The sequence below is a fragment of the Celeribacter sp. SCSIO 80838 genome, assembly GCF_056498065.1.
In genome coordinates, this window is sequence record NZ_JAZKMA010000001.1 from 1,745,555 (window position 1) to 1,766,822 (window position 21,268).

The window sequence follows — 21,268 nt, forward strand, 5'->3', positions numbered from 1 at the left end:
GGGTTCCTCAGTTCAGGTCGATCTTGCCGCCTTTGACGGTCACAGCCGAGCCACCTGTGACGGTCGCGGTGTCCTCCGCCTCAAGCGTGATTTTTGTTCCCTTGAGGTGGATCACACCCTCTTCGGTCATCACCAGCTTCGATTTACCAACGGTGACCTCGTAGACCTTGCCGACAATTACCGCCTTGTTCTGTCCGACCTCTTCAAGAGCGCCAATTCCGATAGATTGGTTGTGGATTCCGCCTACAATCATCTGGTAACCGCCACCAACGGTCACCGCCTTACCGGCGCCAACGACCTCCGTGGAACTCACCATCACCGTTTCCGCCTTGTTCTTCGCGACCCCGATGATCAGGTTGCCCTCACCCATGTTGAGCGCATCCGGCAGGCCCAGTCTATTCGCCATATCGCCAATGGCACCGGTGAATTTCTTGAATGCCGAGGTCACCGCCGATTGCAGTTTGTTCGGCCCCACCATCAGCGTCATGTTCCCGCCGATCACCTCGTGGTGGTTGTTGCCGACCTCGATGCTCTTGTTGTTGCCGACGCTCTCGGACTGGTTGCGGTCAACGCGTTTCGAGCGATTGTTCTCGACGTGGATTTCGTGGTCCTTCTCGGCGTGAAGATAGATTTTCTCCTCACCCTTCGCGTCCTCGAACATAAATTCGTTGAAGCCTTCGCCTGTGTGCGTGTCGGAGCGAAACACCGATTTCGTCTTATGCTCCGGCAACTCATACGGCACCGCATTCTTGCCGTTGTAAACGCACCCCGTCACCAGCGGTTTGTCCGGGTCGCCGTCGAGGAATTCGACCACAACCTCCATTCCAATCCGAGGGATCACCATGCCGCCCCAGCCGTTGCCCGCCCAGCTCTGCGACACACGGCAGCGCATCGAATAGGCGGCGTCCAGGTCCCAGTGGAACTGCACCAAAATGCGCCCGTACTCGTCGCAGTCGATCTCGCCGTCGCCCACGACCACCGCCGTCTGAGGCCCCTTTACATCCGCCCGCGCGGTCTTCAGTTCCGGCACCAAGGGCGCGTCCGCAGGCAGCAAAACATAGCGCCCGGTGTAGGCGTAGCCGTCGCCCGCTTCGCCGCCGGAGCCGTAATTGTCCGACGTGTAGCTGTGATGCGCCACGAGGCAGAGGTAGTCCTCCCCCGTGCCCGGCAGAGGCTCGCCGCCAAGCGTCACCCGCAGCCCCGCGCCAAGCGCAGGAATATCGCCCTGCGCCTCAAAGCGCCGGTCCTGGCCGGTCTCGCCTTCTGAGCGCAGCCGCGCGACCACATCGCCACGGCCCTGGTCGAGGTAATCCCCCGGCCAGTCAAAACTCTCGATCTGGCCCTGAGCATAGCTCGAAGAAGATGAAGAATTGGTTTCCATCGCCGCAGTCGGCGTCTTGAAATTGTAATCCGTCAGCCGCACCGCCCCCGTCGTGATCCGCCGCGCCGGTCGCCATTCCCAGAAGTGCTCGATTTCCTCCTGGTGGTGGCCGTCATAGGGCTTGAACGGGCGCTCGCCGATGGTCGCGTGGCTCTCGACAATGTCGGTCAGAACCATCAGGTGAGATCCGCTATCCTGTTCAAAATGATAGGAAATCCCGTGCCTTTCCATGAGGCGCGCGGCGAAATCCATGTCGCTCTCACGGTACTGAACGGTGTATTCGAGCTCGGGATATTCGAGCGTCAACCGGGTCTCCATCTTGCCCGCCGAGGCATAGGCGCCGAGGAGTTCGGTGAGGATGTCGACCACGGTTTTGTTGTGGAAAATCCGCTGGTTGCGACGGAGCGACGCGAGCCAGAACCACGGCTTGAGCGTCAACCGATAGCGATGCCCATTCTCGCCCGCACCCATCCAGCGCGCCTCGGAAATGATGCCGTCGAAAGGCTTGTCCGAACCGTCATGGGTGCGCAGCGTGACAGTGGCGTGAGTGCCCAAAAGCGCATCGAAATCAATATCATCGGCGGAGGCGAGGCAGTCGACGTGGTAGCTAAACACCCCGTTGACCCGCTCTTCCCCCTCGAACCGCATCAGGACCAAAACGTCCTCGCCCAAAGCGGTGGTCAGGCGACCCATGCGGGAGGTTTGGGAGAAGAAGTTCATGTGGAAAACCGGAATATTATAAATGTGTTAGGGCAACCTTAGTTTTGCGCAGGCTGAACTCAAGGGGAAAATGGAGAGAGTGGTGCCATGAGCGAGAGAACGTAAATGGTGTGAACTGGCATATTCACAAACTGGACATTCGTGCGCCGAGCAACGAACTTCCGAATTAGGCCTGTCGTTTCCAAATGGACTTGGCGCCGAATCCGTTCTGGATTCGGCGCCGATCATTGCTGACGCCTAATGCCGAAGAAGCGTGGATTATGCACTTTGAAAGGTTGTCGTGCCCAAGGGTCGATAGAAATCTGAGCCTCGCGCACTGGTCGCCTTTTCGATCTCAGCTATACTCAAGGCAGCGCCCAAGTTGACCAGAATCGACTCAAGCGTTTCTCGTTGGCCTAAAGAGGTGTGCTTTGTCGATGTTGGGATGCTCCTGCCACTTGGCGGTCGCACAACAATTTAGTCATCATTTCAAGCCTAAAATACTATCACTGCGAATGCTTCCATGAAGCCGTTCAAGCAGCAGCGGTTTCATTGATGCTCCGAACTAACGAGACGATTTGAGCTGTTTGTGTCGGATCAAAAAGTCCATTAATGCCCATGTCGTCTAGGTCTGTATATGGGCTCTCATAGAAGCTCTTGGGGTCGACTACACCGTTTTCACAGAGACTGTTGATGATCAGCTCGATAAACTCGGTTTGATTTGCCGAAAGCTGGTTGGTTGCCGCGAAATTGCTGAATACGTCTTTTGCGGCAGATCGGCTTAGACCGGTCAGAGAGCGCAGGAATACTCCCAGACCGCCCTCGTTCTGAAGCCCTTCTAGTATTTCCTGATCGGCAACACCTTCAGAAATCAGCATCCGTTCTAGTTCTTCAAGATCGGCAGGCGTCAGCTGTTCACCCCGCCTGATTTTCTGGATCGCTATGTGGTCTGAGTGGGCCTCTATGAACTTCCGCGTCTTAGCCTTGAAGCGCACCTTGTCCACACCGCTCCCAACTTCGGGCAAGTCGATGGTCGTCGCTTCGCCAATACTGTCCTCGAAATCCGTTATAACATTCTTTCGTTCTTTGGGCTGAATCAATTCAGCAAGGTTGCGCAGACGTCGGCGGATGTCTTCGAGGATTTCAGGCGTGATGTCCTGCCAAAACTCCTCGGTTTGGATCGCCAACACAAGCTCAAGCTCCTGTACGACCGCCGGAACGTTGGAAAGGCCCTCCAGAGCGAAGGCAAATGACACGATCCTCCGCTGAAGGTTGGCAAAGGCGGCGTCGCCGCGAAGCAGAAGCAACTGAGCATTGAGCACTAAAAGATCAAACTGCTTTGCTGAGAGACCGCCATCTTCGAAGGCTGTAGGAAGCCCTGCAACCTCCTCAGTCAGGGCAAGACGTGCATCGAGGTCAAGCACGTCCCATGCGTCAGCCCTTTGAAAGCGCTCGACGGATCGGCGCACTCGACGCACAATGAAGTTCTCAAGGTTCATACCGAGAACTTCTTGGTGCAGACGGTCCTTAATATCGACAGCCAATGAGCTCTCGTTTCCGCTTTCGACCAAGGCGTTTACCAAGTCGACACGCGAGACAAAAAGGCGTTCACCGATTGGTCGCGCTGCGGGGCCATCCGTGATTTGGGGGTTCTCATTGAAAAACTCTAAGTTTTGGCAGAAGTCAAAGATGATGAACTCTTCTTTGTCTTGCCCTGGCCCGAACAGATCCTCGCAAGTTCGGGTGCCTCTACCAACCATTTGCCAGAACTTCGTTTTAGAACGAACAATCTTGAAGAAGACGAGATTCACGACCTCGGGCACATCAATGCCTGTGTCCAACATATCGACAGAGACCGCGATATGGGGGGCTTTCTCCGCTTCTGAGAAATCGTCGATCAACGATTGGGCATAGGTGACACTGTAGTCGATGAGACGTGCAAACTGACCCATGTAATGTGGGTAGTTGGCATCGAAGCGCTCGACAATGAACTTCGCATGATCGCTGTTTTTAGCGAAAATGATGGTCTTCCCAAGCCTGTCGCCTCCGGCGACTTTGATGCCGTTGGTCATTAAATGCTCAAGGACTTTATCCACTGTATCCTTGTTGAACAGCCAGCGGTTCAAGTCAGCCGCCTCCACCCGATCGGGAACCGCGCCCTCATCATCCCACTCGATTGCGTCCCATTCGGCTTTTTCTTCGTCAGAAAGGCTGTCGTAGTCGATACCGTCACGTTGGAACTTCAAAGGGACCGAGATCGACCTAGGCGGCACGAGATATTCATCCGCCACCGCATCCTCTAAGTCATAACTGTCGGTTGGTATTCCGCGTTCCAGCTCAAAGAGCGAGTATGTGTCACGGTCGATCTCTTCGCGCGGCGTCGCCGTGAGGCCGACCAAGAATCCATCAAAATAGTCGAAGATGGCACGGTATTTCCGATAGACAGAACGGTGCGCTTCGTCGATCACGATCAAGTCAAAGTGGCCGGGGCCAAACTGTTTTTCACCGCCTTTGACGTCGTCGATCAACCCCATCATCGTGGGATAGGTTGATAGGAAAATACGAGCACCAGAATGATCGTTCCTGGCCGGGTCATGCTTCTTCAGCAGGTTTGCACTTGCCGCCGTCGGCAAATGTGTCTTGAAGGCATTGTGTGCCTGTTTCACCAGAGCCACGCGATCCGCGAGGAAGAGCACACGCCGCACCCAATTTGCGCGCATGAGCTGGTCGATAAGCGCGATGACCGTTCGCGTCTTGCCACTGCCAGTCGCCATTACAATCAGGGCCTTCCGCTGTCGGTCTCGTTCAAAAGCCTCCCCTACCCGGCGAATGGCCCGCTGCTGGTAAAAGCGCCCAGCAATACCCTGGTCTACGGACACCCCATCTAACGATTTTCTGGTACCTCTACGTTGGTGAAGCAGGACGAGCTCATCCCTCTTCAGGAAGCCCGATACACGACGCGGGGGGTACATCTGGTCGTCCCAGAGCCAATGTTCATAGCCGTTCGTCGTGAAAATCACCGGACGGCGCCCATACATCGTTTCAAGACAATCGGCGTAAAGCTTGGCTTGCTGCTGCCCTATCCGGCTGTCCTTCTTGGTTCGTTTCGCTTCGACCAAGGCGAGTGGCTTGGCATCGTTTCCCCAAAGCACATAATCGACAAGGCCTTCACCTTTGTCATTAGGCATACCTGATACCGGAAATTCACGGTCGCGCTCCTGGTCGAGCGGCCACCCAGCCTCGTTCAGCAGCAGATCAATGAAAGCATCGCGCGTCGCGGCCTCATTGTAGTCGTGGTCATCTTGTACCGCAGTGTTGGCCTGGCGAATTTCTTTGATTTCAGCCCGCACTTGCGCGAGTTCAGCCTCGAGCCTCTTTCGACCTTCCTCAGATGCGAGCGCGGCGGCTTCAGCGTCCTTTAGCGCTTTGGCATGGGCGTCGTGCTTCTCTTTCAATGCCTGGATTTGTGCAACTGTGCTGGCACTAATCGTCAGGGTTTTTTCCAACTTTGAGGCATCGAACTGCAACGAAGAGTCTGGCTTCGCATCCTTTGCATAGGTCCGCGCCATCCAATAGCAGACATGGAACAGTTCACGCACAACGGCGGCGGCGTCCTGAGGCTTGATCGGCTTGCCGCTGTCATGCGCCGCCCGGTTGCCATGATCTTTGATAAATCGCGCTTTGGTGACGATAGCCGGGCCAGTGAGTTGGCCGAGCGACGGCTCGGCAATCAACGCCGCGAGAGTGTCCTGGTAGGGCGAGCGCATCGACGGGTCGTTGCGATAAATCCATTTTATCGCTGTTTCCAAGGTCAACCGCGCCCAGAAGCATGCGCCTCGTGGGTCGGATAGTGCCGCACTCTCAGCCTTTTTCGCGTGAGCTAGGAGGTCGGGGAAATCGGCAGTCAAGAAAACGAATTGGGTCATGCTGGTTCATCCGCTCCGAGTTGACGGTCCAGTGCTTGCCGCACCAACCCCAAGACATATGGCAAGTCCTCGTGGCCCGTTAGCTTGACCTCGGTGTTTCCATTGCCCCATCGACCTACATCAGTGACATCGACCGCCATCCCGCGCGGATCGTTCAGTTCATAAGGTTCAATGTTGATAGAAATCCTGAGCGCCTTGGCCTGTGGTACGACATCCGCGAAATTTGTTTCGGCCTTGTAAGCCACGTAAAGCTTCAGGAACTGTTCGCTTACACTCGGGTCCAGCGCCATTACTTCGCGACGAAACTGCTCGAAGAGGTCTCTCATCTTGCCCGATGTAAGGTGGGGATGATCTTCGATGGTGTAACCATTGGCCACTTCAGTCGGGGTACGGTACGTCGCCAGGACCTCGGCGGTCAGAGAAGGTGCCGCCCAAACTTCAGCGGCCTGCTGCGCAAGTTGTTGGGCTCGCAACTTGATCGCAACTTCGTTCCATGTATCCAACACACCCAACCCTTTATTGACTCGCAACGGGCTTTCTTTGAAACCGCCGGCCATGTCGCGCTTCTCAGCGAAACTCTTGTCACTGTATTCGGAATTATACCCGGTAAGCGTCAGGTTCCCCAACGTGTGAAGCCATTTCTCCTGCACGGCAGCCCAGTCAGACCCAAGGGCGGCTTGCCATTCTGTTGATAGCTTTTCGTTCTGCGGCAGGATGTGTTCAATCGTGTAATCGTCGACCTCGACGCGCTCTTTTCTTCCGAAGTTCTCGAACTTCCGAAGCCAGTAAGTGCGGCTGCGGAAGTTGTAGAGGTCGCGATCCTGAATGCGCGCGATGAATTCCTCGTCACGCGGAAACCGGCGATACGACTTCATGTTAAGCATGTGTGCCTTGACGCTTTCCAGGTAGCGATCTTTTTTCAGCTCTCGGCCAAATGTCGCAAAGGTCTTGTTCAGGGAGTTCGTGGGCACGGAACAGATCGCACGACGGAAGACATAGGCCTCGACCAAGCGGACCACTTCAAGGAAATCGTCAGCGCTCAAAGCGCCCGTCTTATAGTCTTTGTAGACCTCCAGAAGGAATGGGTAGGCGACATCAACTTTCAGCTCTCGCAGATCCTTGAAGCCGAGCGCCAAGGCCTTATCTTTCTCTTGCCCCAGTACGAGCGCCCCATAGTACTGCGAGAACTCCCAGACCTCCCGCACAAGGTCTTCCACCTCACGGCCACCGCCAATTTGTTCCTGGGAATACGCCTTGTACGCATCGTAGACATCATCAAGCCTAGGGATCGACCCTGTCACGACCGTCAGATAATTCCGCATGAAGCCATCAAAGTGCGAGGCATAGGCTGCCTGACCAAAACCTTCTTCCATGCGCCGCCAGTATTGCTCATAGAGCCGGGTTTGCAGCTTCGGCTCCAACCCCATCAAGACGAAATTGCGGATCAGATCGGCCTGCGACAACTCCTTGCCAGTCGAGTTCATGCTTTCGAAAATCAGCTGAGGATTGTCATGTTTCCGGCTGAGCGCTACGTCCACAATCATCAGCTTGGCAAGGCCAGAACAAACCTCCGACACAGCCGTGTCGTCCTGGTCGAGCCAACGTGAGAACATCTTGAAGTTCTCGGCAACACGCACCGAATGCGGCTCGGGCAGGTCATCGCCCGACACTACCGCGTTCAGCGTTGTTCGGTCCGTCTTGGACAATAACAGCTTGAAAGCACGTTCGCCGCTTTCATCCGGGTCCACCAGGTATCGGTTGCGGATCTTCTTGAACGAGAAGCCATCGACTGGCTCCTCGTCGCCCACCTTGCGCGACAGAGCTGAAAGGAGCAGCGTGACCGAGGTCAGGCGCTGTTGGCCGTCGATGACAAGTAGTGGCGCGCGGTTGGACGTGTTGGACAGGCTTTCTTCGATGTAAACGACCGAGCCAAGGAAATGCACTGGGATATGCCCATTGCGCCCCGCACGCCGGATGTCCTCCCACAATTGCCGACATTCCCGCTCTGTCCAGGAATAGGTCCGCTGATAGATCGGAATGACGAACTGCGGCGCGCTGTTGATGAAATTCAGGAGGTTGGCATCGGTGGCTTTCATGGGGTCAATAACTCGCTCAAGTAACTAGTCAGAATAGACATGGTTTGAATCAAGAAGGTCAGTAAAGTACGGCGTGAAACCAGCCAGAACGATAGTCATAGAGACCATATCCCGCATGTCGATCTCACGGAGCTGGTGAGCTGGTGTGCCGCCGTGGCGAATTCCGGGATAATCGGAAGCGAACCGATAGATGCGTTGCGCAGACTCTTTGACTGCTTCGTGTGGCCAATTGCCGGTTTCGTTACACATTGCGCCAAACGTATTGCCGTGCGTGTTTGGGTGCTGTCGGAGCAAGGCTTCCAAAAGATTGAATTGCGCCGCAATGCATTGCTTAACTTTCAGCGGTGTCTGCCCGCCCTTCAACTCCCTCACGCACTCCTCAAAATCTTGCATGAGCCCATTTAGTGCGGCGTCTTGAGAGGTGATCTGGCGTAAATCGCGCATCAGGCGGGCGAACACGCCGGGGAGGGTTGGGTGCAGGCTGAAAGGGCGGCGGAGGTCATAGCGGAGGCTGTATTTGTCGAGAAAATCGCGGATCAGCAGGAAATATCTGTTGGTCAGGGCCTCGCTGCCGAAGTCTTCGATGACTGTGTGGGCCCGTTCGAGAAATTCGACGGCGGATAGCTCTCCGATCAACGCGGTTACTTTGGTGTCGCGGAAGGCGATGCGGGCCTCGTCCTTGTCATCCACAATCGCAGCAAGGGATGTAGCTGGGTCCAGCTTCACGACGAAAGACTTGTTGAGTTCGCGGTAGAGTTCGCAAAACAGGTCTTCCGGCGCATCGCGGTGATCGGCCAGCTTGCGCCAGACCTGCCGCCACATCTCGGACCAGACGCCGATGATCTCGCCCCGCATCTCAGAGTTCCCCCCGAAAGGCGCGGTGTTGAAGTGACATGAATAGCTGGTCATCCGTATTTAGGCTTGACCGAGCTTTGCTTGATACTGCTTCGATTTCGTCAACGTGCTCTACAAATTTTTCCTGCTCACTTACGGGCGGAACTAGAATGGGAAAACCTTTAACTAGCCCAGCGTTCAAGTTTGGCTGGTTTCCACCTTGCCCAAGACCTCTGAGACGCAAGTAAGACATTTTCAATTGGTAAAACAGGAACCTAGGTAGCAGTGCTTCGCCACATTGAATTGCCGCACAAGCCTGGTTCGTTGTCGCGGGCAGTCCGAGAATACCTACTTGGCCTCTCGTTTTACCTTGGCCGTACATTGCGACTAGTACGGTATCTTGAGGATAGGTCTTGAGCCGGGCTGCCAATACAGCTCCCTCTGTAACCCTTTCTTCAGTTTCTAGAATGACACTTCCATTAACCTCAGTCGTCTTCACCCAAGGTATATCACCCTCGTAGAATTCTGGTCGCTTTCTACTCGGCGTGGATCCTGAAGACACTCTGCACACATCACCGATGGTTAATTGCCCCGAAGTTTGTGCTGCGTTGAAGTCACTTCCAAACATCTCGTGAAAGATCGCTTGGCCGAGGGTGTTCAGTTTGTCGAGGGCGCGGGTGCGGAGGCGGCGGAGCGCGTCCGCCTGATCCAGTATTCCCGCAATCCGCCTTTGCTCATCCAATGGCGGGAGGGGGATTTTCTTAGCGTAAGCGTCGTTTCGGTTAAGCCCAGGAATAGCAGCCGACTTGTTGAGCTCTTGCAGCCTGAGACTCTGGAGCGTGTAGTAGAGCCAGCGCGGGTCTTGTTCGGTCGCAGTTTCATCAATGAAATAAGTAGTATCGATCGGCCAACATGGGCCATCCGAGAATGCTACTTCGCCAATGGAGCCTTTTCGGCCAACGATGATAGTGGGGCCCTTAGTGATCGCATCCGAGTGTTCATCAACTAGCCCATTGGAACCAAACACACCGAATGGTCCCGGTTCGCGAACCTTCGCAGGAAGACTCTTTCCATATTTGAATTCACAAATATCCCCTAGAAGGACTTGGTTCATCCCAGCATACCCTCCAGTCGATCCAGCCCTTCGGCGATCTCGGCCTCAATCGCGCGCAGTTCGGCGATGATCTCTTTCGGTGGCTGATAGTCGACCTCCTCATGCGCCACTACCTTGTAGCGGTTGAGCGACAAGTCCCATGTGCCCGTGGCCTGAATATCCGCCAGAGGGACCATGAAGCTTTGCGCGGTGCGTGGGCGCTCGGCCTCTGCCGCCAACGCACCCCAGCGGGCCAAAATGTCCGGTAGGTTGTTCTTGGCGTGTTCGTCCTCGGTCAGCACCTCGGCGGGCACCGGCCCCAGCTTCTCAGACGGCAACAGCTCCGTGCGCTTGTCGTCAAGGCTCAGCCCGTCCGCCTCCATGTCATAAAACCAGACGTTATCCGTGCCGCCGCTTTCGGTCTTGGTGAAAATCATGATGGCGGTGGACACCCCGGCATATGGGCGGAACACGCCCGAGGGCAGCTTGATGATTGCGTCGAGCTTTTGCTCTTCGACGATGATCCGGCGGATGTCCTTGTGCGCCTTGGAAGAGCCAAACAGCACCCCGTCCGGCACAACCACCGCCGCGCGCCCACCCGTGCGCATGAGGCGCAGGAATAGGGCCAGAAACAGCAGTTCCGTCTTCTTGGTCTTCACGACCTTCTGGAGGTCTTTGGCGGTCGCATCGTAGTCGAGCGACCCGGCAAAGGGCGGGTTGGCAAGGATCAGGGAGTAAGCGCCCGTGTCGGCCCCATGTTCTTCGGCCAAGCTGTCACGGTAAGCGACATCCGCATTCTCGACCCCGTGCAGGACCATGTTCATCGACCCGATCCGCAGCATGGTCGGGTCAAAATCGAACCCGTGGAACATGTTGTTATGGAAGTGCTGGCGCTGTTCGGGGTTGCGCAGCATTTCAGGATGTGTTTCGCGCAGATACTCCCCTGCCGTGACAAGGAAACCGCAGGTGCCCGCTGCAGGATCACAGATGGTGTCCTTGGGGGTGGGGGCCATCAGGCGCACCATCAGCTCGATGATGTGGCGCGGGGTGCGGAACTGACCGTTTTGCCCGGCACTGGCGATCTTTCCGAGCATGTATTCGTAGACATCGCCCTTGGTGTCGCGGTCATCCATCTGGATGCCATCGAGCATGCGCATGACCTTGTCGAGAAGGGCCGGGCTGGAAAAACCCAGACGCGCGTCTTTCATGTGGGTTGCGAAAGCTGTTCCTTCCTCCGCCATCGTTCGCATGAAGGGAAAGACGTGCTGATCCATCAGCTTCATCTTCTCGCGGTTTTCGAAGTTGATCAGCCGCTGCCAGCGCAGATCGTCGTAAGGACGTTCAATGGTTTCGTCATCTTTCGGATCGTCGCTGACCTTGTAGGTGAAGGTACCCTCGGGGAAGATGCGCCGCTCCATCTCTGAACCTAGCATGTTGGCCTTTGCCTCTTCCCGCGTGTGGATTTCGTCGAGCCGCTTGATAAAGAGCAGGTAGGTGATCTGTTCGATCACAGAGAGCGGATTGGAGACACCGCCCGACCAGAAAGCGTTCCAGATTTGGTCGACTTGAGATTTGATATTGCCAGTAATCACTTGGGAAGCACCAGTTTTTGTATTTTAGAGACCATAGCGCAGACGTTGCAGGCCAAATTGAAGGATAAGCAACGCGACTGAAGCTCCGATAAGCACTGACATAGAGATCAGGCTGGCTATCGCAGATATGCCTTGGAGGACGGTACCGTATTCAGTAAATATTGCTGCAAAATAGGAAGCTGCGCCAAGGACAAGTAGCGCTGTCAGTATCGGCGATACGCGGATCATGACATTTCTTTCCAACACAATGATTTTATCCATTTCTCTTCACACCGTTGTTTCGAGGTAGTCAAAAATTTCGGCTTCAGACATCTCACGACCACTTGCGAATTGCCCGACCAAGAAGCTGATCAGCTTTGCCTTCTTATGAGGTGAGAATTCGATTGCCCTTGTTCTCTGGAAGCCTTCCATAGCCAACAAAATCTTCTCGTACACATCGGATGCCGGAAGTGTAACCGATGGAGACATGCCCAAGAGCAGCCAATTTAGGTCCACGTCAAACTTTCGATGAACATTGATAGCGAGTGCGAGCGGAACGTCACGGACAGCCGCTTCGTAGTTCCGGTACGAGCGAGGAATCACGTCTACACTTTTGGCAAAATCACTCTGCGAAAGCCCCGCGCGTCGCCTGACTATGAGCAGTCGTTCAGCGATGGTTTCATTTTTGTGTTGATTTTGACACGTATGTTCCAATATGGTCGTTCCCGTACCTATACTCACTAATTCTTCCCACATCCGTGGCGAAGTTGGCAAGACCAGAGGCCCAAAATGAGCACTCCAGACCTGTATTCCCCGAAAGAACTCGCTAAAATTAGTGGCTGGCCGGAACGCCGCATCCGAAACCTACTTCGCTCGGGTCATCTGCGTCATGTACGTGTCGGGACAAGTTATCTTTTGCCCAGCAGCGCCATCGCTGAATACGTCGAGCGAAACATGATCGAGCCGTTGGCGACAGGTGGTCGGGAAAACTCTGAATCCTGAGACAACGAACCGAGCCTGCGCACTTCTATAGCCCCGGCAAAGCCCTTTTAGATTTGAAAGACTCTTTAGATGAGCACAACCAGCCTGAATATAAGCGTGATCGAAAAGCGTATGATGAATGCGACTGAAGCCGCTCATTACTGTGGCATTGCCGTTAAGCACTTTAAGACACTTTGTCCTGTGCGACCCGTATTGATGCCACCGAAGTACAAACAATACGACAGAAACGACTTAGATAAGTGGTTGGATGATTTGAAAGCTGATGTTGAAAAAGCTTCACAAAATGCCATCCTGGATCGGCTTTGATGACTTTAGTTCGCGTTAAAGGCTTCAAAATTTTCTCTGACAGGCATGGACAGATGAGGTGTTATCACCGCCAAACCGGTCGGAAAATTGACCTGAAAAAAACTCAGATTGGGTCGGCTGAGTTCTTTTCTGAATGCGCCAGAATTTCGGCAGCGGCAGAAGCCCTCAAACAGCAGGAACCAAAGCCCGGAACTCTCGGAGGGCTCATGTCAGTGTATTTTTCCGAAGAGCATTTTTTGGAGCGCTCACGCGCGACGAAACGTGAATATCGAATGTGTGCCGGAATACTAGAGCCCATCAAAGACACACCAGTTTCATCCATAGATACACCGTTGCTCGCTGCCATCCATGACAAATTGGCGAGGAAATACAGCTGGGACAAGGCGAACCGTGTGCGCAACTTTCTCATCCAAGTGTTCAAATTTTGCATCCCAAAGGGGTTGATATCGAAGAATTTCGCCGAAGACGTTATCAAGAAGCCCCGGCCAAAGGACGCTCCAGAGGCTTATAGGACATGGACATTCGAAGAGGTGCAAATCGTCCTCGATGCAGCTCCGCCTCAGCTAAGAGCCGCTTTGGCTACGATCTTTTGCACCGGGCAGGATCCGACCGATGCCTTGGAGTTTCGCAAGGATCAGGTGGACGATGGCGTGATTTGGAAAGGCCGCAATAAAACCAACGTCGGTGCGGCAATCCCGATCAGCAACGTCCTAATATCTGAACTGGCAAGGGCTCCTGCGCATGATGCGCCGACACTTCTCGCCAGCTCGAAAGGTACGCCTTGGACCTACGACGGTTTCGCGAGCGCCTGGCAGCGACTTCGTACAAAGCTCGAAAAGGATGGAAAGGTCGCCCCCGGCCTGACCCCGAAGGGGCTGCGGCACACGATGGCGACATGGCTTAGGGAGGCAGGGCGGGACGAACGTGAAATCTCCGATCTGCTGGCTCAGGACTCGAAGGTCATGGGATTGCATTATTCCAAGAATGCCGCGCTGGCCCGCAAGAACCGGAAGACGATGCAGGTCTGGGAAGAGGAGTACGAACGACGTTCAAAGGAAGCAGAAGTGTCAAACCAACAGGAAAAACTGTCAAACCTACATGAGGAGAACCCGTCAAATGGCTAAAATTCACATACTTTTCAAAGATTTAAATGGTGCCCGGGGGCGGAATCGAACCACCGACACGAGGATTTTCAATCCACTGCTCTACCCCTGAGCTACCCGGGCATCGGGAGCGATTTCTCGCTGAACGTCTCTGTCGTTCGGGTAGCGGGTTTCTAGTCGGCGGCTCCGGGAGTGTCCAGAGGAAAAACACCACTTCAGTGAGGTTTTTTCGCGCCGTCCTCAAATGCCTCCCGCAGGCTTTCGTTGAGCGCCTCTTCGAGCGCTGCGGCAATCTCTTCCGGGTCCTCTTCGCGCATCGACGGCACCGCATAAGAGCCGTTCAGCCATTTCGCGAGATCGATGTCGGCGCAGCGTTTCGAGCAGAAGGGCCGGTATTTCGGAACGCTCGCATTGCCACAAATCGGGCAGCTCATGCGATCAGCTCCGCGATTGGCACGCGCGCGCGTTTCTTCTGGATCTCGAAATTGCCGAGCGGCGTCCAGCCGGCCAGAACGACATCGCCCCCTTCGGATTTGAACGCGGCCTTGAGGCTCTGTTCGAATTGGCGGCGATCTTTCTTGGCCATTGGCGCAAGCTCGACGGTGATCTGCCCGGCAAGCCCCCGCACGCGCAACTGCCGCGGCAAATCACGGGCGATGGCGATATTGGCCTTGAGCCCCGCCGCCGGCGAGAAATCTCCGCCGGTGTTCACATCCACGGCCACCATCGCATGGGTCGGCTCGATAAAGGCATAGCCCGCGCCCTTGAGCGGCACGCGCACATCGAGTGCGGCGTCGATCAGCTCATGCACACCGTGGTTCTCGAACGCAGCCTCGCTGTCGTCGAACACATCCGCCTCCGGCCAGTCGCGCCACGCCATTTCCCAGGCATCGGCCCCCGCGACCAAAAGCTCCGGCTCACCGGCCTCATCGGCCAGAACCGCCTCGGCCAGCTCGCGCATGGCGGCGATGTCTTCGGCAATCGTGTCCGACGAGACGCCCTCGCAGGCGGAGCGCAGGATCAGACCCATCATCTCATCCGCGCCTTCCATGCCTTCGGACGCGAGGTCGTGCAGCCGCATCATCTCTTCGTCCTCACCGATCTGCCGGGAGATGTTCAGCCCCGGCGCATCGGGCGTGACGATGGCGTATTTCGATTTGAACAGCAGGCGCGTGGTCACCGGGACAGCCTTGCCCTCTTCGGCGATATGGCTGACCTGCACCAACATCGGCGCGCCGGGTTTGAGGCCCTTGTTGCCGCGCAGATAGGCCTTGTCGCCATCTGGCAGATCCAGAAGCGCACCGCCCATGCCTTTGAGACTGCGCCCGCCCTTGGCGCGAAAGATCGAGCCGGGGGCAGGGGGGGCGTCTTCGCCCGCGTCGATCAAAAGGTCTTCCAGACGACCGTCGACAATCCAGGCGGCGGCGCGTTTGCCCTGAACCTCGCCCAGTGCAATGACAGAACCCTTCATGCGCGATCTCCATAAACCGGATAGCCTGCGGCCAGCAAAAGATTGGCGGTCTCCGCAACGGGCAATCCCATGACGGCGGAATAACTGCCTTGAATCCACGGGATAAACGCGCCCGCCGGGCCTTGGATGCCATAGCCGCCCGCCTTGCCGCGCCAGTCGCCGGAGGCCAGATAGCTGTTCAGCTCATCGTCGGAGAGGCGTTTCATTTTCACCGTGGTGACGACATCCGCCTCCCAGACCCGATCGCCATGGGCGACGGCCACAGCCGTAATCACCCGGTGACGACGGCCCGACATGGCCAAAAGGAATTCGGCGCATTCCTTTTCATCGGCAGGTTTGCCCATGATCCGGCGGCCCAAAGCCACCGTGGTATCAGCGCAGAGCACGACCTCATCGTCGGCGCGCGGCACCGCCAGCACCTTTTCACGCGCCATGCGCGCGCAATAGGGGCGCGGCAGCTCGGCCTTCTGCGGGTCCTCATTGATGTCGGGGGACCGGATCTCGTCGGGCACAAGCCCGAGTTGCGCCAGAAGCTCTTTCCGGCGCGGGCTGCCTGAACCGAGGATCAGTTTCATAGGATCGCGGGCGCCGTTCAGCGGAAGCGATAGTTGATCCGACCCTTGGTCAGATCGTAAGGGGTCATTTCGACCTGCACCTTGTCGCCAGCCAGAACGCGGATGCGGTTTTTCCGCATTTTGCCTGCCGTGTGCGCGATGATCGTATGGCCGTTTTCCAGCTCGACCAGGAATGTCGCGTTCGGCAGGAGTTCCTTAACGACACCGGGGAATTCGAGCATTTCTTCCTTGGCCATGGTCACTCCGTGATTGATTTCTCCCGCCAGTTTGCGGGCGCTCTGGTAAATGCGCCTTTAAAGCCGCGTTTTCAAGCTGGTTTTAACGGAAATTGCGCGTCTCGGGCGGGTTTTGCGGCGTTTCACTCTCCGGCCAGTGGGCAAAAACGCTCACATCCGTGCCTTTGCGCGCCTGTGCAAGCGACTCGGACAGGGTGGTCAGAATGGCAAAGCCCGGCGCATTGCGCGGCCCCTGCGCCAAGGTTCCGTCCTCCGGCGAGGTCCCGTCCGGCGGGCAGAAGATCCGCGCCTGACCGAGGTCGACGTCGATCACCTCGCATCCCGGCACCTCGCCCACCAGAGGCGCCATGGCGACGATCATCTGGCCTTCGAGCGCGCGGGCGCGACAGCCGATCTCGACCCGGCTCGCCCCCTGTTCCGTATCGGTGCAGGACGGCACCAAAAGGATTTCCGCCCCGGCTTCGGCAAATCGGCGCGAAATCAGTGGGAATTCGCTGTCATAACAAATGACGGCGGCGATTTTGCCGAACCGCGTGTCGAGGATCGGCATCGCCTCGCCTGGCGCCATATCGAGCGCGCGCTCGTAGGGCGTCGGCATTTGTTTTTCCAACCACGCCTCGCCCTCGGGCGCGCAAAACAGCGCGCGGTTGACGATGTGCTCGCCCTTGCGGGCAAAGCCGGAGCCGCCGAGGATTGTGGCCCCGGTCTCCGAAACAAGCTGGCGAATGCCTTCGCAATAGGCCTCGAAATGATCCGCCCCCCGGTGCATCCATCCCCGCGCATCGAGAGAGGCCGCGCCGTAAAACGCCGCCTCCAAAGCCGCATATTCCGGGAAGACCACCAAAGTGTCGCGATCCGCCGCGATCTCCGTCAAGGCGGCACGATAGCGATCCAGCCAACCCTCAGGCGTCTCATGCCAAACCGGCTGCCAGGTCGCTGCGATCAGTCTCATAGCGCTTTCCCCCAGAATTGCAGACGCTTCTCCGAGCTTTCCGCCTCATCCACATCTTTCCAATGAAACGAGGCAATCACGCCTTCCATCGGCGCATAGCCGCGCCCCCGCCAGAACGCATCGTGACTGCGCGCGCCTTGGGGGCGGAGCGGATGATCTTCCGGGCGGATCACCGAACAAAAGGCCGAATAGCTCAGGCCAAGGCTGCGCGCATGGGCCTCCCGCGCGTCGAAAAACGCATGCCCCGCGCCATGGCCGCGATAGGCGGGCAAAAGCACCGACTCGGCACAGTAGAACACGCTGTCCATCGGCAGATCGACATGGGCAAAGGCCGCGGCGAAATCTTCGGCATGTTCCGCCAGAGGCGACCCGGTGGCCGCACCAACGATCCGATCCCCGTCGCAAGCCGCGACAAGAACGGCGCGCGGATTGCCCACGTAACTCGCCATATAGTCGCGCTCGTAGGCCAGCGAGCCGTCATAGAGATAAGGCCATTCACGGAACACCGCGATGCGCAGTCGCGCCAGATCGTCCAGCGCGGCTTCGACCTCGGCGCCCTTGAGGGTGCGAAAGCTCAGCGTCATGCGTTCCTCCTCAGGAGACCTGTGCCACCCAGTCCTCGGCATTGTAATAGACCGACACGCGGGCGATCTTGCCGTCGCGAATGTCGAAAAACGCCCCTGCGGGCAGGTTGTAATGCTGGCCTTTCGCCTCCGGGTAGCCCTCGGCGGTCTTGAGATATTTCCCCAGGACGCGGAACTCGGCGGCCCCATGTGTGCCCGCGTCATTGGCGAAAAGGACCATATCCGTGAGGGTCTCCTCATAGGCCGTGTCCATCGCCACCATGAACGCCGCAAACGCGTCCTTGCCATGCTCGACCGCTCCCTGATTGATCCGGTGCTCCACATCGTCGGTCAGGCAGGCAAGCATGCCGTCGTGATCATGGGCTGCGAAAGCCTCGTAATAACGGGTCAGGAGGGCCAGCGTTTCCGCGCGGTTCTGGGTCATGGGAGATCCTTGAGGAGAAGGGGAGTTTATGAGGTGGTCGGGCCGAAACGGGCCTGCATTCGGGTGACGATCTGGTCGCGGGCCTGCCGGTAGGCATCGAGTTTCGCTTCGCGCGTCTCGCCGATCCCCGTTGGGTCCATGATCGGCCAATATTCCACATCGAGATGATAATATCGGGTCAGATCGAGCGCCCGGCGTTGCGATGCGGGCGATAGCGCGACGATCAGATCGTAAGAGGAAATATCGTCGCCCCAGTCCTTGAGATCGTCGAAAGAGCGCGCCTGATGGCGGTGCAATTCGATGCCCATTTCCTCGCAGACCGCGACGGCAAACCCGTCGACATCGAGATCGGAATGCACGCCCGCCGACTGAACGTAAACCTGACCGGGGTAGAATTTCTTCATCAATCCCTCGGCCATGGGCGAACGCACCGCGTTGTGGTCGCAGCAGAACAGAACCGAATGGGGAAGATCTGCCGCCACGCCTTACCCCCAGTGCAACACGCAGATCAGGGTAAAGAGCCGCCGCGCCGTGTCGATGTCCACGACCGCCTTGCCTTCAAGGCGTTCCTGCAACACCCGCGCGCCTTCGTTGTGAATGCCGCGCCGGGCCATGTCGATGGCTTCGATCTGGCTGGGCGGCATCTTTTTGACGGCGTCGAAATAGCTTTCGCAGATCTGGAAGTAGTCCTTCACCACCTGTCGGAACGGCCCGAGCGAGAGGTGGAACTCCGCCGCCTTCTCGCCGCCTTCCGTGGTCAGATCGAACACCAGCCGCCGCTCGCGGATCGCCAGCAAAAGCTTGAACGGCCCCTCCGGCATCTGCCGGTCGTCGCGCGCGGGCAGGGTAAAGGAATTATCCTCCAGCAGGTCGAAGATCGCGACCTTGCGTTCCTGTTCGATCTCGGGCGTTGGCGGCGCGAGGCCCTTTTCGTCGATCGTGACGGAAATCAGTTTGCTCATCGCGTGCTCGCTCGTGTTATGCCCGTGTCTCAACCCTGTGCCATGATGGCTCTGGTCTTCGGTTACGTGTCCGTCGAAATCTCGTCCCAGGTTTGCTTGCCATATCCGACCAGCCAATTGAACGCATAATGTCGCTCATAGACAACCCCCGCATCGAGATTCGACGGCGCCGGGCGGTTGTTCATCCGCGCATTGGTGGCGGCCCAGTTGTAGCGATAGGTCAGTTCGGCCGCATCGAGGATCTCGTCCTGCGGTCTCAGACGCGCCTTTTTGATCATCCCTTCGCGCCCGAGACGGCTCATCAGCCCGGTCATGTCCGGCACATGCACGATGTCGGTCGGGTAGGGCAGGGTGTCGAAGAACCCGAGCGCCCACATCAGCACATAGACCCCTTCGTAGCGCCATGCGAATTTGGCACAGGTCTCTTCGGACGGGGCCGTCTCGTCAAGGAACGCGCGTTCCTCGGGGGTGAAACAGTCTTCTGCGCCATATTGCGCAATCACCTGCGCGATCAGGTCGCTGTCGCGGGTTTCGCCCTTCACAGCGGCGATCATCGCCCCCAAGAGACGGGTGACGACCTCCGCCTCGCTGCGCCTGATGTCCTCGCCCACCGCCATATGCGGTGGCAGGAAGGCGTTGGTGGGCAGGGCCTCGTCGGTCAGTTGCGCAATCGCGCGCTCTTTACGCAGCTCTGCCGCATCCTTTTTCGCCCCGAAAACGCGTTCGAAGAGCTTCATCTCATTTGTCCGCGTTCAACCGGTCGAGACGTGCGCGAACCGACAGGCCGTGCGCTTCGAGGCTTTCGGATTTGGCCAGACGTTCCGCCGCAGGCCCGATGGCCTTGAGCGCCTCGGGGGACATTTTCGCCAGCGTCGTGCGTTTCAGGAAGTCCAGCACCGAGAGGCCGGACGAGAACCGCGCCGAGCGCGCCGTCGGCAAAACGTGGTTCGGCCCGCCGACATAATCGCCGATGGCCTCGGGCGTCCATGCGCCAAGGAAAATCGCCCCGGCGTGGTGAATTTTCGCGGAGAGCGCATCCGGGTCCTCGACGCAAAGTTCGAGGTGTTCGGGCGCGAACCGGTCCGACAGCATCGCCGCCTCGCCCAGATCGCGCACGGTGATCACCACGCCGAAGTCTTCCCAGCTCTTGCCCGCAATCTTGCGCCGTTCCAGCGTCTCAAGCCGCTTTTCAACGGCCTTCGCCACCGCCGCACCGAACTCGGCATCGTCGGTGATCAGAATCGACTGGGCGCTTTCGTCATGTTCGGCCTGCGACATCAGATCGACCGCGATCCAGTCCGGGTCGTTGTGCTTGTCGGCGATCACCAGAATCTCCGAGGGCCCGGCGATCATGTCGATGCCGACCTTGCCGAACACCCGACGTTTCGCCGCCGCCACAAAGGCGTTGCCCGGCCCGGTGATCTTGTCCACCGGCGCGATGGTTTCGGTGCCGTAAGCCAGCGCGGCAATCGCCTGCGCCCCGCCGACGCGGTAAATCTCGTCCACACCCGCGATGCGTGCCGCCAAAAGCACCAGCGGGTTCGCCACCCCGTCGGGCGTCGGCACAGTGATTGCCAGACGTTCGACCCCCGCCACCTTGGCCGGGATCGCGTTCATCAACACCGAAGACGGGTAAGACGCCAGCCCACCGGGCACATAAAGCCCTGCCGCTGACACCGGCGTCCAGCGCCAGCCCAGCGTCGCGCCGTCCGGGTCTGTCCACATCTGGTCAAGGGGCATCTGGCGGACGTGATAGGCCCGGATGCGCTGGGCCGCGAGTTCCAATGCCTCGCGTTCCTCGTCGGAGACCTCGGCACAGAGCGCGTCAATCTCTGCGTCGGAGAACCGCAGCTTGTCCGCCGTCAATTCCATCCGGTCGAATTTCGCCGTGAGGTCCAACACCGCCGCATCGCCGCGGGCGCGCACATCGGCGATGATCCCCGCGACCGCCGCGTCGACATCCGGGCTGTCCTCGCGCTTCATGGTCAGAAGGGCTGCAAAACGGGTCTCGAAATCGGTATCCGTGGTGGACAGGAAATGGGGCATGTCGGTC

22 protein-coding genes and 1 tRNA gene are annotated in these 21,268 nt (G+C 57.6%); 3 read left to right on the forward strand and 20 right to left on the reverse strand.

The genetic code is table 11. The annotated features are described in order from the left end of the window. Positions 1-7: 7 nt before the first annotated feature. From V1475_RS08700 to V1475_RS08735, 8 genes are all read right to left on the reverse strand, one after another. The gene (locus tag V1475_RS08700) at positions 8-2,101 is read right to left on the reverse strand and encodes a type VI secretion system Vgr family protein (RefSeq protein ID WP_479412432.1); all 2,094 of its coding nucleotides are present in this window, start codon (positions 2,099-2,101) and stop codon (positions 8-10) included. Between the two features lie 512 nt (positions 2,102-2,613). Beyond that, complete coding sequence (locus V1475_RS08705; RefSeq protein ID WP_479412433.1) at positions 2,614-6,006, reverse strand: DEAD/DEAH box helicase family protein; 3,393 nt, start codon at positions 6,004-6,006, stop codon at positions 2,614-2,616. Continuing rightward, positions 6,003-8,102: a GmrSD restriction endonuclease domain-containing protein gene (locus tag V1475_RS08710; RefSeq protein ID WP_479412434.1), complete on the reverse strand. Its 2,100-nt coding sequence runs from the start codon at positions 8,100-8,102 to the stop codon at positions 6,003-6,005. Before V1475_RS08710 ends, V1475_RS08705 begins: the two co-directional genes overlap by 4 nt. 24 nt (positions 8,103-8,126) lie before the next feature. Then, positions 8,127-8,957, reverse strand: coding sequence for a hypothetical protein (locus tag V1475_RS08715; RefSeq protein WP_479412435.1), 831 nt, complete (start codon positions 8,955-8,957; stop codon positions 8,127-8,129). 1 nt (position 8,958) lies between these two features. Next, on the reverse strand, positions 8,959-10,050 hold the full coding sequence (locus tag V1475_RS08720; protein ID WP_479412436.1) for a restriction endonuclease subunit S: 1,092 nt from the start codon (positions 10,048-10,050) through the stop codon (positions 8,959-8,961). After that, complete coding sequence (locus tag V1475_RS08725; protein WP_479412437.1) at positions 10,047-11,621, reverse strand: type I restriction-modification system subunit M; 1,575 nt, start codon at positions 11,619-11,621, stop codon at positions 10,047-10,049. Before V1475_RS08725 ends, V1475_RS08720 begins: the two co-directional genes overlap by 4 nt. A gap of 24 nt (positions 11,622-11,645) precedes the next feature. Continuing rightward, positions 11,646-11,882 carry a hypothetical protein gene (locus V1475_RS08730; protein WP_479412438.1) on the reverse strand — a complete coding sequence of 79 codons (237 nt, stop codon included), beginning with the start codon at positions 11,880-11,882 and terminating at the stop codon, positions 11,646-11,648. A gap of 6 nt (positions 11,883-11,888) precedes the next feature. Continuing rightward, a complete protein-coding gene (locus V1475_RS08735; RefSeq protein WP_479412439.1) occupies positions 11,889-12,341 on the reverse strand; it encodes a helix-turn-helix domain-containing protein in 453 nt (150 codons plus the stop codon). Positions 12,342-12,389: 48 nt separating this feature from the next. Between V1475_RS08735 and V1475_RS08740 the strand changes: the two genes are divergently transcribed. The 3 genes from V1475_RS08740 (at position 12,390) to V1475_RS08750 (ending at position 14,032) form a co-directional block, all read left to right on the forward strand. Next, complete coding sequence (locus V1475_RS08740) at positions 12,390-12,602, forward strand: helix-turn-helix domain-containing protein (protein ID WP_479412440.1); 213 nt, start codon at positions 12,390-12,392, stop codon at positions 12,600-12,602. A 69-nt stretch (positions 12,603-12,671) separates the two neighbouring features. Continuing rightward, a complete protein-coding gene (locus tag V1475_RS08745) occupies positions 12,672-12,908 on the forward strand; it encodes a hypothetical protein (protein WP_479412441.1) in 237 nt (78 codons plus the stop codon). Then, positions 12,908-14,032 (forward strand): tyrosine-type recombinase/integrase, encoded by a 1,125-nt coding sequence (locus V1475_RS08750; protein ID WP_479412442.1) that lies wholly within the window; start codon positions 12,908-12,910, stop codon positions 14,030-14,032. The genes V1475_RS08745 and V1475_RS08750 overlap by 1 nt, the downstream gene beginning before the upstream one ends. Before the next feature lie 27 nt (positions 14,033-14,059). Here the strand turns inward: V1475_RS08750 and V1475_RS08755 are convergent. From V1475_RS08755 to hisD, 12 genes are all read right to left on the reverse strand, one after another. Further along, positions 14,060-14,134: transfer RNA gene (locus tag V1475_RS08755), tRNA-Phe, on the reverse strand. Between the two features lie 92 nt (positions 14,135-14,226). Next, complete coding sequence (locus V1475_RS08760) at positions 14,227-14,445, reverse strand: DNA gyrase inhibitor YacG (protein ID WP_479412443.1); 219 nt, start codon at positions 14,443-14,445, stop codon at positions 14,227-14,229. Beyond that, on the reverse strand, positions 14,442-15,482 hold the full coding sequence (locus V1475_RS08765; RefSeq protein WP_479412444.1) for a ribonuclease E/G: 1,041 nt from the start codon (positions 15,480-15,482) through the stop codon (positions 14,442-14,444). Before V1475_RS08765 ends, V1475_RS08760 begins: the two co-directional genes overlap by 4 nt. Beyond that, complete coding sequence (locus V1475_RS08770) at positions 15,479-16,057, reverse strand: Maf family protein (protein WP_479412445.1); 579 nt, start codon at positions 16,055-16,057, stop codon at positions 15,479-15,481. The genes V1475_RS08765 and V1475_RS08770 overlap by 4 nt, the downstream gene beginning before the upstream one ends. 17 nt (positions 16,058-16,074) lie before the next feature. Continuing rightward, positions 16,075-16,293 (reverse strand): translation initiation factor IF-1, encoded by a 219-nt coding sequence (gene infA, locus V1475_RS08775; protein ID WP_009573923.1) that lies wholly within the window; start codon positions 16,291-16,293, stop codon positions 16,075-16,077. Between the two features lie 82 nt (positions 16,294-16,375). Then, entirely contained in the window at positions 16,376-17,245 is an 870-nt protein-coding gene (locus V1475_RS08780; protein WP_479412446.1) for a nitrilase-related carbon-nitrogen hydrolase, read from the reverse strand. Continuing rightward, entirely contained in the window at positions 17,242-17,829 is a 588-nt protein-coding gene (locus V1475_RS08785) for a GNAT family N-acetyltransferase (protein WP_479412447.1), read from the reverse strand. Before V1475_RS08785 ends, V1475_RS08780 begins: the two co-directional genes overlap by 4 nt. Before the next feature lie 10 nt (positions 17,830-17,839). Next, positions 17,840-18,253: a ketosteroid isomerase-related protein gene (locus V1475_RS08790; protein WP_479412448.1), complete on the reverse strand. Its 414-nt coding sequence runs from the start codon at positions 18,251-18,253 to the stop codon at positions 17,840-17,842. A gap of 26 nt (positions 18,254-18,279) precedes the next feature. Next, positions 18,280-18,735 carry an arsenate-mycothiol transferase ArsC gene (locus V1475_RS08795; protein WP_434288554.1) on the reverse strand — a complete coding sequence of 152 codons (456 nt, stop codon included), beginning with the start codon at positions 18,733-18,735 and terminating at the stop codon, positions 18,280-18,282. 3 nt (positions 18,736-18,738) lie between these two features. Next, positions 18,739-19,215: a UPF0262 family protein gene (locus V1475_RS08800; RefSeq protein WP_434288552.1), complete on the reverse strand. Its 477-nt coding sequence runs from the start codon at positions 19,213-19,215 to the stop codon at positions 18,739-18,741. 62 nt (positions 19,216-19,277) lie between these two features. Then, positions 19,278-19,952 carry a DUF4272 domain-containing protein gene (locus V1475_RS08805; protein WP_479412449.1) on the reverse strand — a complete coding sequence of 225 codons (675 nt, stop codon included), beginning with the start codon at positions 19,950-19,952 and terminating at the stop codon, positions 19,278-19,280. 1 nt (position 19,953) lies between these two features. After that, a complete protein-coding gene (hisD, locus tag V1475_RS08810) occupies positions 19,954-21,261 on the reverse strand; it encodes a histidinol dehydrogenase (protein ID WP_479412450.1) in 1,308 nt (435 codons plus the stop codon). Between the last annotated feature and the right edge of the window lie 7 nt (positions 21,262-21,268).

Coding starts and splice junctions, on each gene's coding strand:
- V1475_RS08700 (WP_479412432.1), bottom strand. CDS start 2,101: ATGAACTTCTTCTCCCAAACCTCCCGCATGGGTCGCCTGACCACCGCT.
- V1475_RS08705 (WP_479412433.1), bottom strand. CDS start 6,006: ATGACCCAATTCGTTTTCTTGACTGCCGATTTCCCCGACCTCCTAGCT.
- V1475_RS08710 (WP_479412434.1), bottom strand. CDS start 8,102: ATGAAAGCCACCGATGCCAACCTCCTGAATTTCATCAACAGCGCGCCG.
- V1475_RS08715 (WP_479412435.1), bottom strand. CDS start 8,957: ATGCGGGGCGAGATCATCGGCGTCTGGTCCGAGATGTGGCGGCAGGTC.
- V1475_RS08720 (WP_479412436.1), bottom strand. CDS start 10,050: ATGAACCAAGTCCTTCTAGGGGATATTTGTGAATTCAAATATGGAAAG.
- V1475_RS08730 (WP_479412438.1), bottom strand. CDS start 11,882: ATGGATAAAATCATTGTGTTGGAAAGAAATGTCATGATCCGCGTATCG.
- V1475_RS08740 (WP_479412440.1), top strand. CDS start 12,390: ATGAGCACTCCAGACCTGTATTCCCCGAAAGAACTCGCTAAAATTAGT.
- V1475_RS08745 (WP_479412441.1), top strand. CDS start 12,672: ATGAGCACAACCAGCCTGAATATAAGCGTGATCGAAAAGCGTATGATG.
- V1475_RS08750 (WP_479412442.1), top strand. CDS start 12,908: ATGACTTTAGTTCGCGTTAAAGGCTTCAAAATTTTCTCTGACAGGCAT.
- V1475_RS08760 (WP_479412443.1), bottom strand. CDS start 14,445: ATGAGCTGCCCGATTTGTGGCAATGCGAGCGTTCCGAAATACCGGCCC.
- V1475_RS08765 (WP_479412444.1), bottom strand. CDS start 15,482: ATGAAGGGTTCTGTCATTGCACTGGGCGAGGTTCAGGGCAAACGCGCC.
- V1475_RS08770 (WP_479412445.1), bottom strand. CDS start 16,057: ATGAAACTGATCCTCGGTTCAGGCAGCCCGCGCCGGAAAGAGCTTCTG.
- infA (WP_009573923.1), bottom strand. CDS start 16,293: ATGGCCAAGGAAGAAATGCTCGAATTCCCCGGTGTCGTTAAGGAACTC.
- V1475_RS08780 (WP_479412446.1), bottom strand. CDS start 17,245: ATGAGACTGATCGCAGCGACCTGGCAGCCGGTTTGGCATGAGACGCCT.
- V1475_RS08785 (WP_479412447.1), bottom strand. CDS start 17,829: ATGACGCTGAGCTTTCGCACCCTCAAGGGCGCCGAGGTCGAAGCCGCG.
- V1475_RS08790 (WP_479412448.1), bottom strand. CDS start 18,253: ATGACCCAGAACCGCGCGGAAACGCTGGCCCTCCTGACCCGTTATTAC.
- V1475_RS08800 (WP_434288552.1), bottom strand. CDS start 19,215: ATGAGCAAACTGATTTCCGTCACGATCGACGAAAAGGGCCTCGCGCCG.
- V1475_RS08805 (WP_479412449.1), bottom strand. CDS start 19,952: ATGAAGCTCTTCGAACGCGTTTTCGGGGCGAAAAAGGATGCGGCAGAG.
- hisD (WP_479412450.1), bottom strand. CDS start 21,261: ATGCCCCATTTCCTGTCCACCACGGATACCGATTTCGAGACCCGTTTT.